Origin of the sequence: Halomicrococcus gelatinilyticus (assembly GCA_024227995.1) — an archaeon.
Lineage (GTDB): Archaea > Halobacteriota > Halobacteria > Halobacteriales > Haladaptataceae > Halomicrococcus > Halomicrococcus gelatinilyticus.
The window spans coordinates 1,226,071-1,239,481 of record CP100465.1 but is presented as its reverse complement, the minus strand read 5'-3'; the positions used below and the strand labels follow the sequence as shown (position 1 = coordinate 1,239,481).

Annotated in this window: 13 protein-coding genes; 8 read left to right on the top strand and 5 right to left on the bottom strand. The window is 65.9% G+C overall.

Going from position 1 to position 13,411, the window contains the following annotated elements; all coding sequences use genetic code 11:
• Positions 1 to 93 precede the first annotated feature (93 nt).
• From aspS to NKT36_RS06625, 3 genes are all read right to left on the bottom strand, one after another.
• Positions 94 to 1,395: an aspartate--tRNA(Asn) ligase gene (aspS, locus tag NKT36_RS06635; protein ID WP_327053170.1), complete on the bottom strand. Its 1,302-nt coding sequence runs from the start codon at positions 1,393 to 1,395 to the stop codon at positions 94 to 96.
• A 111-nt stretch (positions 1,396 to 1,506) separates the two neighbouring features.
• Positions 1,507 to 2,223 carry a phosphoglycerol geranylgeranyltransferase gene (locus NKT36_RS06630; protein ID WP_327053169.1) on the bottom strand — a complete coding sequence of 239 codons (717 nt, stop codon included), beginning with the start codon at positions 2,221 to 2,223 and terminating at the stop codon, positions 1,507 to 1,509.
• A gap of 99 nt (positions 2,224 to 2,322) precedes the next feature.
• Positions 2,323 to 4,818: a DNA topoisomerase I gene (locus NKT36_RS06625; RefSeq protein ID WP_327053168.1), complete on the bottom strand. Its 2,496-nt coding sequence runs from the start codon at positions 4,816 to 4,818 to the stop codon at positions 2,323 to 2,325.
• Between the two features lie 191 nt (positions 4,819 to 5,009).
• Between NKT36_RS06625 and NKT36_RS06620 the strand changes: the two genes are divergently transcribed.
• The 3 genes from NKT36_RS06620 to NKT36_RS06610 all read left to right on the top strand — a co-directional run bounded on the left by NKT36_RS06620 (position 5,010) and on the right by NKT36_RS06610 (position 8,854).
• Positions 5,010 to 7,337, top strand: a complete 2,328-nt coding sequence (locus NKT36_RS06620) for a sensor histidine kinase (protein WP_327053167.1) — start codon at positions 5,010 to 5,012, stop codon at positions 7,335 to 7,337.
• 39 nt (positions 7,338 to 7,376) lie between these two features.
• Positions 7,377 to 7,949, top strand: coding sequence for a response regulator transcription factor (locus NKT36_RS06615; protein WP_327053166.1), 573 nt, complete (start codon positions 7,377 to 7,379; stop codon positions 7,947 to 7,949).
• Between the two features lie 149 nt (positions 7,950 to 8,098).
• Entirely contained in the window at positions 8,099 to 8,854 is a 756-nt protein-coding gene (locus tag NKT36_RS06610; RefSeq protein ID WP_327053165.1) for a CPBP family intramembrane glutamic endopeptidase, read from the top strand.
• A 14-nt stretch (positions 8,855 to 8,868) separates the two neighbouring features.
• Here NKT36_RS06610 and NKT36_RS06605 read toward each other — a convergent pair whose 3' ends face one another.
• On the bottom strand, positions 8,869 to 9,333 hold the full coding sequence (locus tag NKT36_RS06605) for an NOB1 family endonuclease (protein WP_327053164.1): 465 nt from the start codon (positions 9,331 to 9,333) through the stop codon (positions 8,869 to 8,871).
• Positions 9,334 to 9,579 carry a PRC-barrel domain-containing protein gene (locus NKT36_RS06600; RefSeq protein ID WP_327053163.1) on the bottom strand — a complete coding sequence of 82 codons (246 nt, stop codon included), beginning with the start codon at positions 9,577 to 9,579 and terminating at the stop codon, positions 9,334 to 9,336. It abuts the gene before it with no gap.
• Between the two features lie 385 nt (positions 9,580 to 9,964).
• Between NKT36_RS06600 and infB the strand changes: the two genes are divergently transcribed.
• The 5 genes from infB (at position 9,965) to NKT36_RS06575 (ending at position 13,408) form a co-directional block, all read left to right on the top strand.
• A complete protein-coding gene (gene infB, locus NKT36_RS06595) occupies positions 9,965 to 11,764 on the top strand; it encodes a translation initiation factor IF-2 (protein WP_327053162.1) in 1,800 nt (599 codons plus the stop codon).
• Positions 11,765 to 12,101: 337 nt separating this feature from the next.
• On the top strand, positions 12,102 to 12,413 hold the full coding sequence (locus NKT36_RS06590; RefSeq protein ID WP_327053161.1) for a DUF7343 domain-containing protein: 312 nt from the start codon (positions 12,102 to 12,104) through the stop codon (positions 12,411 to 12,413).
• Complete coding sequence (locus tag NKT36_RS06585) at positions 12,406 to 12,855, top strand: hypothetical protein (RefSeq protein WP_327053160.1); 450 nt, start codon at positions 12,406 to 12,408, stop codon at positions 12,853 to 12,855. Before NKT36_RS06590 ends, NKT36_RS06585 begins: the two co-directional genes overlap by 8 nt.
• 2 nt (positions 12,856 to 12,857) lie before the next feature.
• Entirely contained in the window at positions 12,858 to 13,091 is a 234-nt protein-coding gene (locus NKT36_RS06580; protein ID WP_327053159.1) for a hypothetical protein, read from the top strand.
• Entirely contained in the window at positions 13,088 to 13,408 is a 321-nt protein-coding gene (locus NKT36_RS06575) for a hypothetical protein (protein ID WP_327053158.1), read from the top strand. The genes NKT36_RS06580 and NKT36_RS06575 overlap by 4 nt, the downstream gene beginning before the upstream one ends.
• The last annotated feature ends 3 nt before the right edge of the window (positions 13,409 to 13,411 follow it).

The window sequence follows — 13,411 nt, the reverse complement described above, 5'->3', positions numbered from 1 at the left end:
CCGCTCCGCGCGGCGAGCGCCGGCCACCGGTTCACACCTGCCGCTACTGGTCGGAGAGGTCGAAAGAACGGGTGTCGGGTCGCCGCGAGCGTCTTACGGGCTCAGACGCTGGCGATCGCGCGGGTAGAGCACGGCTTCGCGGATGTTGTCGAGGCCGAGCATCGTCATGATGAGGCGCTCGCCGCCGATGGCCCAGCCGGCGTGGGGCGGCATGCCGTACTTGAACATCTTCGTGTAGTACTCGAACTGCTCGGGGTCGAGGCCCTGCTGTTCGAACCCGTCGACGAGGTGGTCGAAGCGGTGTTCACGCTGACCGCCGGAGACGAGTTCCATGCGCGGGTGCATCAGGTCGAAGCCCGTCGACAGTTCGGGGTCGTCGTCGTGGTCCTTGATGTAGAACGGCTTGATCTCGCTGGGCCAGTCGGTGATGAAGTAGTGGCTGCCGACGTCCTCGCCGAGCGCCTTCTCGCCCTCGGTCGGGAGGTCGTCGCCCCAGACGAGCTGTTCGTCGAGCTCGCCCGTGGCGTTGATGCGCTCGATGGCCTCCTCGTAGGAGATGCGCGGGAAGTCGCCCTGCGGAGCCTCGAAGTCGTCGTAGCCGAGCAGCTCCAGTTCCGCCTGGCAGTTCTCGGCGACGCCCTCGTAGGCGGCCTTGACGACGGCCTCGCAGGCGTCCATGGCCTCCTCGTGGTCGTAGAAGGCCGACTCGAAGTCGATGGAGGTCGCCTCGTTGAGGTGGCGGGGCGTGTTGTGCTCCTCGGCGCGGAAGATGGGGCCGACCTCGAAGACGCGCTCGAGCCCGGAGCCGACCATCAGCTGCTTGAACAGCTGGGGCGACTGGTTCATGAACGCCTCGCGGCCGAAGTAGGTGATGGGGAACAGCTCGGTGCCGCCCTCGGTCCCGGTGGCGACGATCTTCGGCGTGTTGATCTCGGTGCCGCCGAGCGCGCGGAACTGCTCGCGCACGGAGCGCAGCATCTCGGCGCGGATCTCGAAGATGGCCTTGACCTCCTCCTTGCGGAGGTCGAGCGTGCGGTTGTCGAGGCGGGTCGAGATGTCGGCGTCGACCTTTCCGCTGGGGTCGAGCGGGAGTTCCGGCTCGGCATCGGCGACGACCTCGACCTCGTCCGGAACGATCTCGACGCCGGTCGGGGCGCGGTCCTCTTCTTCGACGTCGCCGCTCACGCGAACGACGCTCTCGCGGTTGACGCCCAGTCCGGTCTCGACGAGGTCGTCGTCCATCTCGTCCTTCTCGAACTTGACCTGTATCTTTCCGGTCGTGTCCCGGACGATGATGAAGGCGATGCCGCCGAGGTCACGGATCTCGTGAACCCAGCCGGCCACCGTCACCGTCTCGCCGGGTGCGGCGTCGGCGGTGTAGGTTCGGTCCTGCATAAGGTTCCGTTCTGCGGGCGCGGTCTTAAACGCGGTCATTTCGGTTCCGGCCGGGCGACGCTGGAATCCGGGACCGTGAAAGAGAAGTGACGGCCGCGAGGAGACGGACAGCTACTCGGCGACGGCGCGCCTGGCGTCTTTCGCTCCTTCGACCGTCTCGCGGACGGCCTCGACGCCCTCGTCGTGGACGAGGTCGCCGACGACGATGGTGTCGGCGTGCTGGGCCATGGTGTGCGCCGACTCGTAGTCGTGGATGCCGCCGCCGTAGAACAGCGTCGTCTCGTCGAGGGCGTCCGCCGCGGCCGCGACCACCTCGGGGTCGCCGAACGTGCCGGAGTACTCGACGTAGACGATGTCCTGGCCGTACACCTGCTCGGCGACCTCGGCGTAGGCCGCCACGTCCGCGGCGTCCTGGTCACAGTCGGCCGACGTGAGTTCGGCGACGCTGGCGTCGGGGTTCATGACGATGTACGCCTCGGTGGTCGTCGTCTCCCAGTCGACGTCGCTCGTCTTCACCCACTCCTTGTGGAAGCCGGTCATCCAGGCGACGTCGCCGGCGTTGAGCACGACCGGCACGAGGTAGCCCGCGAGCGCGTCGTCGTCGACGACGACCGCGGGGTTGCTCGGCTCCTGGTACAGCGGCACGTCGTACTTCGCGCAGGCGTCGATGACCGACTGCATCTTCTCCTGGGTCATGTCGAGCGTCCCGCCGATCTCGAGGGCGTCGGTGCCCGTCCGGCAGACGTCCTCGAACGTGTCCCCCTCCGCGAGCGTCTTGTCCGGGTCCAGCTTGATGATGTGGTCCCATTCGTCCCAGCGAGCGGTCATAGGGCTTCGTACATAATTGCGGGCTAAAACAGCTTCGAAACCACGTCTTACTGCCGCGCTGGTCCGTGACTTCGTCAGACGAACCGGATGGCGTGCGCGTCAGTCGGCCTTCGCCTGCCAGGTGCGGAGGCGGTCCTCGCTGACGCCGCTGACGTCCGCGGCGACCGACTCCACCTCGGCGTCCTTGAGGTCGTCGATGCTCTCGATGCCGGCCTTCGAGAGCTTCTCGGCGGTCTTCGCGCCGATGCCCTCGATGGATTCGAGGTCGGTACCGGACTCGTTCTGGCGCTCCTGGTACTCCCGGTAGTTGCAGATGGGACAGCCCAGCTCCCAGGGTTCGTCGCCGCTGTGGACGACGAGTTCGGGGAGGTCGTGCTCCTCGCAGCGCTCGTCGGTCACCTCGATGTCGCCGCGGCGCGGCAACGGCAGCGAGTAGTCGCAGTCGGGGTAGCGCGTACAGCCGACCAGCCGCGAGCCGTTCTGGAGGTGCTTGATGGCGAGTTCGCCGCCGTGTTCCTCACCACATTCAGGGCAGTCGCCGATGACCTGGTCCTCCTCCTCCTCGGCCTCCTCGGCCTTGCAGAGCGGACAGCCGTGGACGAACGTCTGGCGGCCGGCGAGCATCTTCACCTTCCGCATGTCGTGGTCGTCGCAGGTCTCGTCCAGCAGGAGCGGCTTCCCGCGATTCGGCAGCGGGAGGGTGTACGTGCAGTCGGGGTAGCCGTCGCAGCCGACGAAGTACGACCCGTTGCGGCTCTGGCGGACGAGCAGGTCGGAGCCACACTCCGGGCAGGGGCCGAGCGTCTTGTCCTCCTTCAGCGACTGCTGGAGGTGGTCGCCGATGTCCTCGCGGGAGTCCTCCAGCTCCTCGAACACCGTCGCCAGCATCTCGCGGGACTCGTCGGCGACGTCCTCGAAGTTGGCGTCGCCCTCCGCGATGGCGGTCATGTCCTGCTCGAGTTCGCGGGTCATCGCCTCGCTGACGACGAGGTCGGCGTACTCCTCGGCGGCCTCGACGACCGCCTGCGCCAGCCGGGTCGGCCGCGGCGGGTCGCTCTCCAGGTAGCCGCGGTCGTACAGCTTCTGGATGGTGTTGTGGCGGGTACTCTTGGTCCCGATGCCCATCGACTCCATCTTCTCGATGAGCCGCGACTGGCCGTAGCGCCGCGGGGGCTGGGTCTGCTTGTCCTCCATCTCGGCGTCGGTGACGGCGAGCTCCTCGCCCTCCTCGACGTCCGGCACGTAGTTCTCGCTGGTGTTGAAGTACGGATAGACGGCGTGGTAGCCGGGTTCGAGCAGGCGCTTGCCGTTGGCCTTCAGCGAGTGGTCCGCGACCTCGGCGACCACCTTGAGGTGCTCCCACCGCGCGGCGTCGGCGACCGTGGCGAAGAACCGTCGGACGACGAGTTCGTACACCTCCCACTCGTCGTCGCCGAGTTCGCCCTTCGTCGGCACGTCCTCGGTCGGGTGGATGGGCGGATGGTCGGTCGTCTCCTCGTCGCCCTCAGTCGGCTCGATGTCGCGCCCGAGCAGGCTCTCGGCGTCGTCGCCGAAGTTGTAGTCGTCCGCGAACGTCTCCAGCAACTCCTCGGGGTCGAGGTCGTCGGGGTAGACGGTGTTGTCGGTCCGCGGGTAGGTGATGTACCCCGCCGTGTAGAGGTCCTCGGCGATGCTCATGGCGCGCTGGGCGGAGTAGCCGAGACTGCCGGCGGCGCGGATGAACTGCGTGGTGTTGAACGGCGCGGGCGGGTCGTCGGTCCGGGTGCGTCGGGAGACGCGCTCGACGGTCGCCTGCGAGGCGGACTGCAGCGCCTCGAACGCGGTCGTCGCGTCCGCCTCGTTCCAGACGCGCTCGGCCTCGTTGCCGTCCTCGTCGCGGTAGAAGTACTGCGCCTCGAACGTCGCCGCCTCGTCGTCGGTCGTCTGGAGGTCGGCGAACAGCTCCCAGTAGTCGTCGGGTTCGAACGCCTCGATCTCGCGCTCGCGGTCGACGATGAGCTTCAGCGTCGGGCTCTGGACCCGGCCGACGCTGATGAAGTCGTCGCCGAGTTGGCGGGCGGACAGCGAGAGGAACCGCGTCAGTGCCGCGCCCCAGACGAGGTCGATGACCTGGCGCGCCTCGCCGGCCGCCGCCAGGTCGAAGTCGATGTCGTCGGGGTTCTCGAACGCCGACGTCACCTCGTTGTCGGTGATGGAGGAGAAGCGCACGCGCCGGACGGGTGCCTCCTCGTTGACCTCGCGGACGAGCTCGTACGCCTCCTTGCCGATGAGTTCGCCCTCGCGGTCGTAGTCGGTCGCGATGGTGACGGTGTCCGCGTCGCGGGCGAGCAGGCGCAACGTGCGGACGATGTTCTCCTTCGTCGGCTTCTTCTCGACCTCGGCGTCGATGAGTTCGACGGGTTCGACGTCGCGCCAGTCGTTGTACTCGTCTGGGAAGTCGACGCCGACGACGTGGCCGGAGAGGCCGATGCAGCGCTTGCCGCCCCACCGGTAGACGTTGACGCCGTTGCGGCGGTCCGTCTCCGCGGTGCCGCCGCTCAGGATGTCGGCGATGCGCCGCGCGGCGTTGTTCTTCTCGGTGATGATGAGTTCCACTACGCCCCACCTCCGACTCGCGTCCCTGCAGTCATTGTCGCCCGGTAAGGTCACTGCGCTGGTAAACGTTTCGCCAGTGAACCCCGCGCAGACGGGCGAACGCGTTCGAACGCGCCCGCGGGCGATTATCCGCCGTGATAATCCAGGAAACGCCTAATGCGTGCCGCTTCGAACTGTGTTCGAGAACGAACATGTTTGGTACGACGACTTTTCCGGCGACGCTCGTCCTCGGCTCGACGATAGCCGGGACCGTCGTCGGCCTGGCGCTCGCCGGCGTCGCGTGGACGAATCGCGACGTCCCGGCCGCCACGCCGTTCGGTGGTCTGCTCGTCGCCGCCGCCGGCTGGTCCGGGTTCTACGCGCTGCAGTTGACGAGCGAGACGCCAGCGCGCGCTCGCATGTGGGCGACCCTCGCCGGGGTCTTCGCGACCGCGGTGCCCATCCTCTGGCTCACGTTCGCGCTGGAGTACACCGACCGCGGCGACTGGCTGACGCGGACGACGACGCCGCTCGTCTGGGCAGAACCCGCGGCCTACCTCGCGCTCGCGCTCGCCAGCCCCGAGTTCGGGTTCACCGACCCGGTTGCGTCGACGGCGACGGTGGACGGCCTCACGCTGCTCTCCGTCACCCACGCCGCGCCGTTCTACTTCCACCTCGCCTACGGCTTCGTCGTCGTCGCCATCGGCTTCGGCTTCCTCACGTCGTTCGCGCTCAGAGCCGACCGCCTCTACCGGCGGCAGGCGTTCGCCGTCGTCGTCGCCGGACTCCTCCCCGTCGCCGGGAGCGTCCTCTTTCTCACCGGGGCGACGTTCCCGCCCGTGTTCGACCTGACGCCCGTCTCCTTCGTCGCCGGCGGCGTCGTGGTCGCGCTCTCGCTGTTCCGCTACGACTTCCTCGACGTCGCGCCGCTGGCTGCCGACCTGGTGCTCGCGGAGATGGACGACCCGGTGCTCGTTCTCCGGGACGACGTGATTGTCGAGCACAACGACGCCGCCGGGTCGCTGTTCGCCGTCCCGGACCCGGTCGACCGCCACGTCGAGACGGCCGTCCCCGGCCTTCGCGACGCGCTGGCGGCCGACGCCTCCTACCGGTTGCCGGGCGATGGTCCGGCGGGCGGCTCGTCCTCGGGGGAACCGTCCGCGGACGAACCACGCAGTTCGGCCGAGCCACGCACGGACGGGTCCGCGGGCGTCGCCGCCGGCGGTGCGGTGGTCTTCGACCCCCGGCGGACGGTCGTCCGCGACCACCACGGCGTCCGGCGCGGCGAGGTGGTCGTCCTCCGCGAGACGACGCTCCAGAAGCGCCGCGAGGAGACGCTCCGGGCGCTGCAGTCGACGACGTGCCGGCTCATGGACGCGGAGCGTCGCGCCGACATCGCCGACGTCGTCGTGGAGACGGTCGAGCAGGTGCTCGACCACCCGTTCGCCGCGGTCCTGCTCCGCGACGACGTCGACGACGTACTGCGCCCGGCCGCGACGACCCGGCGTCTCGCGACGGCGCTCGACGGCGACCCCGTCGTCTCCGCCTCCGCGGACCCCGCGTGGCGCGCGTTCGAGTCCGGGGAGGCCGTCGTCTGCGAGGCGGCCGAGGCGGACGGCGGACCCGGCGACTCGACCGACGCGTCGTGGCTCGCGGACCTGCCGGTCCGCTGCCTGCTGGCGCTCCCGCTCGGCGACCACGGCACGCTAGTCGTGGGCTGTCGGGGCGGCGAGCAGACGTTCGGCGACGACGAGCGTCGACTCGTGCGCATCCTGGCGGCGACGGCCGAGACGGCGCTCGACAGGGCGCGACGGGAGGCGCAGTTGCGCGCGAGTCGCGCCACGGTCGCCGAGCGCAACGAGCAGATCGAGTTCTTCAACGGCGTCCTCCGGCACGACATCCTGAACGGGATGACCGTCGTCAGCGGCAACCTCGAACTGCTCGAGGACCACGTCGACGAGGAGGGGCGGCGGCACCTCGAGACGGTCTCTCGCTGGAGCGAGGACGTCGCCAGCCTGACCCGGAAGGTGCGGTCGGTCGTCGAGACGGTGACGGCGACGGAGTCGGTCTCGCTGGAGTCGGTCTCCCTCTCGGAGACGTTACGCGAGAAGGCCCGGAAGGTCGACGCCACGTACGAGGCGGTCGCCGTCCGCTGCGACGTCGACGACGGCCTCCGGGTGCGGGGTAACGACCTGCTCGGCGAGGTGGTCGAGAACCTCCTGCTGAACGCCGTCGAGCACGCTGGTTCCGCGCCGGAGATCGAGGTTCGCGCCCGTCGGGCCGACGACGCAGTGCGCGTCGAGATCGCGGACGACGGGCCGGGCATCCCGGACGAGATGAAGTCCGCCGTGTTCGAGCGCGAGGTCACCGCCGAGGAGTCCGGGTCGGTCGGATTCGGACTCCACTTCGCGTCGGTGATGATGGAGCAGTACGGCGGCGAGGTCTGGTTCGAGGACGCCGACGCCGGTGGCGCCGTCGCGGTGCTCTCGTTCCCGACCGCGTCCCCCGGCGGCGCTCGCGGCAACCAAAAGCCTGATTAACCCGTGCTAGTTCTTCTCTCCCGGAGACGTGTACGACGAATGAGTGCTACAGGCGACGCCGGAGTGCTGGTCGTGGACGACGAGTCCGAGGTCACGGACCTCTACGAACGGTGGCTCGACGAGTACGATCCCCACGTCGTCCACGACGGGGACGAGGCGATAGCGACGCTCGACCGACTGGGCGACCGGGTCGACGTCGTCCTCCTGGACCGGAAGATGCCGGGACGCAACGGCGAGGACGTCCTCGCGGCGATCCGCGAGCGGGAGTACGACTGCCGCGTCGCCATGATAACCGCCGTGAAACCGGACTACGACATCGTCGAGATGGAGTTCGACGACTACGTCACGAAACCGGTCGACGGCGAGACGCTCCGCGAGACGGTCGAGTCGCTGTACCGTCGGACGCAGTACGCCGAACTGCTGACGCGCTACTACTCCCTCGTCGCGAAGCACGCCAGCCTCCGCGAGGAACTCCCTGCGTCGGAACTCCGGGGAAGCGAGGAGTTCGCGCGGCTCGAACTGGAGATCGAACACGTCCGCGAGGAACTCGCCGGGACGGTCGACTTCGACGACCACCGCGAGGTCCAGCACCTCCTCCGCGAACTCGACTAGCGCGCTCCGCCCGGCCCGTCCTGTCCCGTCCGTCTCCAGACGTATCCCTGTCGACCTTCGTGCCCTGTCAACCGTCGTCCCCTGGCCATCGTCGTAACCCGCCGTCTCCAGTCGCAGGGACTTTAGCATGCGACCCCCTGGCTTCGACCATGGCAGATAGCACGGCGACCGGGGCCGGCGACGCGGCCGGGTCCCCGGGTCTCGGCACGATGGTGCTCGCCGTCCTGCGAAGCGGCGCGCTCGGTCTCTCGGGACTGCTCGCCATCTCGATATGGTTCTCGATCCTGCTCGGCATCTTCGAGGGGCTCGGACCGGTCGTCCAGCAGGGCGTGTCGGCCGTGGCGCTCGGTCTCGGGACGGGAACGATCGCGGTCTTCTACCTGGTCGGCCGGGGGAAGGGTCTCTCGTACCTCGACTTCCGCGTCCCGGACCGGCGGGACCTCCTGTACGTCCTCGGCGGGTCGATGGCGCTGCTCGGCCTCCAGATAGCCGTCGGCGTGGCGCTCACGCAGGCGGGGGTGAACACCGCCGACCACAGCGTCGAGCAGGCCGCCCGGCAGGGCAACCCCGACATCCTGCTCGCGCTGATTCCGGCGGCGTGGCTGCTCATCGGGCCGGGCGAGGAGCTACTGTATCGTAACATCATCCAGAAGTCGCTGTACGAGACGTTCTCCGAGCGCGGCGCGGTCGTCGTCGCTAGCGCCGTCTTCGCGCTGGCACACGGCCTCGCCTACGCCACCGCAGCGTCGCTGGTCGCGACGGTCGCGGCGCTCGGCGTCATCTTCCTGCTGTCGCTCGTCCTCGGGGTCGTCTACCTCCGGACGGGGAACACGACCGTGCCGGCGCTGGTCCACGGCACCTTCGACGCGGTGCTGTTCGCCGCAATGTGGGTCAGCATGACGTAGGAGAGCGTTCGTTTTCAGGCGTTCGAGGGGTTCTTGCGTGACAGTTCGCTGCCGCAGATGGGACACCGGGGCTTGTTCTCGTCGAACTCGCGACCGCAGCCCTGACACTGGAACCGCCAGTCGCGCTGCTCTTCGATGCCGTCCTGGGCGATGACCTCGACGTCGACGTTCATGCGCTCGGCGACGTTCTGCATCGCGTAGTCGTCGGTGACGAGCGTCCCGTCGAGTTCGAAGGTGGCCGCGACGAGGCGAACGTCCGTGTCGGACAGTTCGTCGAGGTCGCCGGTCTCGTCGGCGGCCCGGCGGACCTTCTCGACGGCCGCCTCCTGGGGCAGGTGGATGTGCATCCCCGACCCCTCCATGGCGTCGAACCGGAAGGCGTGTTCGCCCTCGAGTTCCTCCTGGACCATGGGGATAGACGCGGTCTGTTCGGTGGTGTGGTACTCGTTGATAAAAGCTGAGGCGTCTAGGACGTACATTTACCGCTGGACGACGATGTAATCTTTGACCGCCTGGACCCGCTGGACGGGCAGTTCGAAGTTCCCTTCTTCGTCGGTCGGGAAGTCGACGTCGTCGGGATCGATCTGTTCGTCGGGTTCGACGACGAGGTCCGCGAGCGTCCCCGTCTTCAGGTTCATCGTGATGTTGTAGAGCATCCCCAGTTCCGTCCCGTCAGAACCCATGACGGCCTTCCCCGAGAGATTCTCCGCGAGTATGTCCGGCATACCTCCCGTTACCGATTGCTCGTATATAAACTCCACGGGGCTTACGTCTTTCGCCGCCGGCTCCCTCAGCGCCCCTCGTCCTGCCGTGCGCTCTCGTCCCGCCGCGCGCGGTGATGGCCTCGGGCGTCTCCACCGACCATCGCGAGTCGACACCGGCCGCGACCGTCGCCGCCCTCGCTCGACGTCGGTTACGCCGCCACCGACCCTCGCCCGTCGTCCGGACCGGCCCGACTCGTCGGTGTCGTCGGTCGAGCGGTTCGGTCGTCAGACGTCCGCCTTCGCCGCCGACGGGCGTTGACCGGCACGGCCGCACCGTCGTCGTGACGATGGAGTTAAATGCCGCGCGGGGTTGTTCTCTCATAAGAACTTCTCCCGGGTGGTAGGTATGTCTGACACATCACAGGACGAAACACGCTCCCTCCGAACGCCCATCGTCGCCGTACTCGGGCACGTCGACCACGGCAAGACGAGCCTGCTCGACAAGATCCGCGGTTCGACGGTCATCGAGGGCGAGGCCGGGGCGATCACGCAACACATCGGCGCGACCGCGGTACCGCTCGACGTGGTGTCGAAGGTCGCCGGACAGCTCGTCGACCCGGCCGACTTCGACCTGCCGGGACTGCTGTTCATCGACACGCCGGGGCACCACTCCTTCACGACGCTGCGGTCGCGTGGCGGTGCGCTGGCCGACATCGCCATCCTCGTCGTCGACGTCAACGACGGGTTCCAGCCCCAGACCGAGGAGGCGATCAACATCCTCACGCAGTCGCAGACGCCGTTCATCGTCGCCGCGAACAAGATCGACACGGTACCGGGGTGGAAACCGAACGAGAACGCGCCGATCCAGGTGACCTACGACGACCAGAGCGACCGTGCCCGCTCGAAGCTCGACGAGCAGCTGTACGAACTCATCGGCGAACTGAGCGACGCGGGCTTCTCCGCCGACCTCTACTGGCGCGTCCAGGACTTCCAGAACAACGTCGGCGTCGTCCCCGTCAGCGCCGAGACCGGCGAGGGCGTCCCGGACGTGCTCACCGTCCTGATGGGACTCGCCCAGCGCTACATGCGCCAGGACATGGAGATCGACGTCGCCGGCCCGGGAGCGGGGACCGTCCTCGAGGTGAAAGAGGAGAAAGGGTTCGGGACGACCATCGACGTGGTGCTGTACGACGGCACCGTCGAGGCCGACGAGACCATCGTCGTCGGCGGCGCGAACGACCCCATCGTCACCGACGTGCGCGCGCTGCTGAAGCCGCGCCCGCTGGCCGAGATCCGCACCGAGGACCGCTTCGAGCAGGTCGACTCCATCGCCGCCGCGGCCGGCCTGAAGATCGCCGCGCCGGACCTCGACGAGGCCATGGCCGGCGCGCCGGTCCGCGTCGTCCGCGACCGCGAGATCGAGGACGTCATCGAGGAGGTCCGCGCGGAACTCGCCGAGGTCGAGGTCGCGACCCAGGACGAGGGCATCGTGGTGAAGGCCGACACGCTCGGCAGCCTCGAGGCCATCGTGAGCGCGCTGGAGGAGGCCGAGATCCCGGTCATGCGCGCGGAGGTGGGCGACGTCGCGCCTCGGGACGTGAGCGTCGCCACGACCGCCGCCGAGGACAAGCACCAGACCATCCTCGCGTTCAACGTGGACGTGCTCGCGGACGCCGAGGTCGCGGCCGACCAGCAGGACGTCCGCATCTTCGCCCGCGACGTCATCTACCAGCTCGTCGAGGAGTTCGACGAGTACGTCGAGGAACTCGAACGCGCCCAGCAGCAGACCGTCCTCGACAACATCACCCGGCCCGCGCGGTTCCGCATCCTGGAGGACCACGTGTTCCGCCAGAACGACCCGGCGGTCGTCGGCGTCGAGGTGCTGTCCGGGACGGTCCGGAAGAACGCCAACGTCGCCAAGTTCGAGGGCAACGAGCCGAAGCGCGTCGGCAACGTCAAGGGCATCCAGGAGCAGGGCGAGGACGTCGACGAGGCCCGCAGCGGCAACCGCGTCAGCGTCGCCATCGACGGCCCGACGGTCGGCCGCCAGATCGAGGAGGGCGACGAGCTCTGGATCGAACTCCCCGAGAAGCACGCCAAGATACTGGAGCAGGAACTCGACGACGACATCCCGGTCGACGAACTCGAGGCGCTCCAGATGTACCTCGACAAGCAGCGCAAGCGGGACCCCTTCTGGGGGAAGTAGGGGTTTTGTGTAGTCGATTGGCTACACGCAGCAGAACGCTGTTCGACCCCGTTATCTCGCTGTCGATTGCTGATTCTTCCCCGTGTAGCCCGCTGTGAGGGCACCAAACAACTACCAGAATTAATTTATAAAAAAGTTATCTTAGCGCTGTACAGTGATTCGCGTCTCAGTGGTTGTCGGCACCCACAGTGGCAAAATTAGTTCTTACAGGGAGTGTACACAGCGGTGGGTGGGGTATCAAAATCCGCTCTGCTTGCGGCTTTCATACCAAATTATTATAACTAACATGACGTTTAGGGTTAGTTTAATGTCGGTCTAATAACTTGACTTTAGATATATGGCTGCAACGACGGAAGAAGCGGTCCTATTGGCACTTGAGACCAGAGAGGATCTTTTCGCCAGCCTATACGAGATGCTGAGTAGTGACAATTACGTGAGAGTGCTAATGGCGGTGGAAGAAGGAAAGGCACAAGCGGAAATCGCAGAAGAAGTCGGGACTAGCAGTGCGACAGTATCACGAGCGGTTAGTGAACTGGAAGAATACGAACTCATCGAGGAGGCTGAGAACGGCTACACGAAAACTCTTCCAGCGCTTGACCATCCTATGATTCAGCACTTCTACGAGACGGAGGTACTGAAGAGTGACTGAAGATACTGACGACATTCTGCGCGACATACGGCGGTGGGTCAAGATAATCGGAATACAGGAAGCTAAGCCCGCACTTGTTGAGTCACTTTCATCTGACGACGAAGAAGAAGAGCGTGATCTGCGGATCACTTATCACCTAACTGATGGAGAGCACAGTACACGCGATATTTCTGAACGTATCTCTTACTCGCGTTACTGGATTTCCAGCCGCTATGATGAGTGGTCAAACATGGGAGTGATTGAGCGAGACGGTTCTAATTCACCGTACGAACACATAATTAGTTTAGAAGAAGCAGGGATTGAGATTCCAGAAATCCCCGACCCTGAAGAGGATTTTGAGGATTCAGGTGAATCGTCCGACGGCGAAGAAACCGAGGAAGATGAATCTTCAGAATCGGCAGAGGAAGATACCGCTGCATCAGCTGAACTGACGGATTACTAATAATGGACGAAGACGCCAAAGAGCTGCTCGACAGCATAGACAATCGGCTAAAGTGGCTACTCCAGCTGCGCGTAGAAGAGCAATTTGACGACGGGGCCACGAACAAGGAGAAGGTGAAGTTGCTTTACCAGATGGGATTCGGCCATCAGGAAATGGCCGAGGTGGTAGGAACGTCGGCCAGCAGTATCCGAGGGACAGTTTCAACTCTTCGAGATGAGGGGGAGATTGATTCATGAGCGATGAAGAAATCCTTGCCGAGTTACGAACGATTCGGACGTTGCTTGCATTGGATAAGGAAGAGCAGTTGAATGGCTTTGTGGATAACCACAGCGAGATTCAAAACCAAATTTTAGACGGACTCTCGGGCGATGAGTGGTCGTCTATCCCCACCTCAGAAATCGCCGATGAACATGATGTCTCAAATGAGGCAGTCAGAAGACGTATAAGGGATTTGATGGACGATAGATTGATCGAAAGACAAGGGAAGGGTGCTGCTACCGAATACAGAAAAACTGGGATCCTTAGGGCTGCAGAACTGGTTTCAACGGAGTGAAAA